Genomic DNA, 1,224 nt, shown 5'->3' with positions numbered 1-1,224 from the left:
CGTGAACGTAAATTTAACTTAGGGTGCAATGAAAATTCAGGCACAATCGCCACACCAAAACCAGCCTCTGCCCAATCAATTTGAGCATCAACACTTCCCACTTCCATAACCCGCACTGGTGGCAATGATAAACGTTGTAGCGATGCATCAATCAGTGCCCGCGTGCGGGTATCGTGCCCCAGTAAAATCAGAGTAGGTAATTCCGCCGAGGCCGCCTGCTTGGTAGCAAGCACCACCGTATCGGTTTGTTCATCAAACAATAATCCTTCACCCAAAGCACACCATTTAACCGGCTGCAACGGGGTAAAATGCAGTGGCTCACTGCGCTTTTGAGCCAATACAAACCCAAGATCTGCTTTGCCCGATTTAACCAGTTCAGCAGCCTGATCTGAAGTCGAGTTATATAGCGTAAGATCAATACCCGGAAAATGCTGCTTAAAGCGTTGAAAAGGTCGAATCAGCAGTAATCGTGAAATAATGTCGCTAGCCGCAATGGCCAATGTGCCCTGACTTTGGCTGTTTAATGCATTCAAATCAGATTGGCAAAGCTGTAACTCGCGCAACGTATTATCTGCACTCAGCAACAACCGCTCACCAGCCTGTGTTAACCGAAACGGGCTACGTTCAATTAACTTTGCCCGCGTTGCAGTCTCCAGATTTTTAATATGCAAACTGACATTGGGCTGTGTCATGTGCAGCTCAGTGGCCGTTTGACCAAAATGTTTCAAACGAGCCAAGGTGCTGAAAGTATTTAGCCAGTGAATATCAAGCATCTTACCCTACTCTCTTGCAGAAGGTTTTATCCCTTAATTATATGGAAAACTTATCAGAATGATAAATATAATTAATTTTTCTAATTCCTTAATTCATCTTAGGATAGAGCCATTGTGTGTGAGGAGAACTGATTATGTCGTCTATTGTTGTTGTAGGTGCAAACTGGGGTGATGAAGGCAAAGGCCGTATCGTCGATTATTTGGCAGACCAATCTTCTGCCAGCATTCGCTTTCAAGGTGGCAATAACGCCGGTCACACCGTAGTCAACAGCTTTGGTACTTTTAAACTGCATCAGCTGCCAAGCGGTGTGTTTAACCCAAATTGTCTGGCCGTATTAGGCCCAGGTATGGTAATCAGCCCTGAACCTCTGACCAAAGAACTCGCTGAGATCAAAGCTGCCGGTGTTAACGTCAACATGTGCATCTCTGATCGTGCAACACTGTGCTTACC

General features: G+C 45.5%; 2 protein-coding genes. One reads left to right on the top strand and one right to left on the bottom strand.

Features of this window, described 5'->3' with window-relative positions:
* The coding region (locus tag ACRC27_RS01375; protein ID WP_438638982.1) for a LysR family transcriptional regulator at positions 1–773 on the bottom strand (773 nt) is incomplete at its 3' end.
* Between the two features lie 134 nt (positions 774–907).
* Here ACRC27_RS01375 and ACRC27_RS01370 point away from each other — a divergent pair.
* Positions 908–1,224: adenylosuccinate synthetase (locus ACRC27_RS01370; protein WP_438638980.1), on the top strand; the 317-nt coding region annotated here is incomplete at its 3' end.

Origin of the sequence: Plesiomonas sp., assembly GCF_051650925.1 — a bacterium.
Classification (GTDB): Bacteria; Pseudomonadota; Gammaproteobacteria; order Enterobacterales; family CAMTGL01; genus Plesiomonas.
This window is presented reverse-complemented; position numbering and strand designations above follow the sequence as displayed.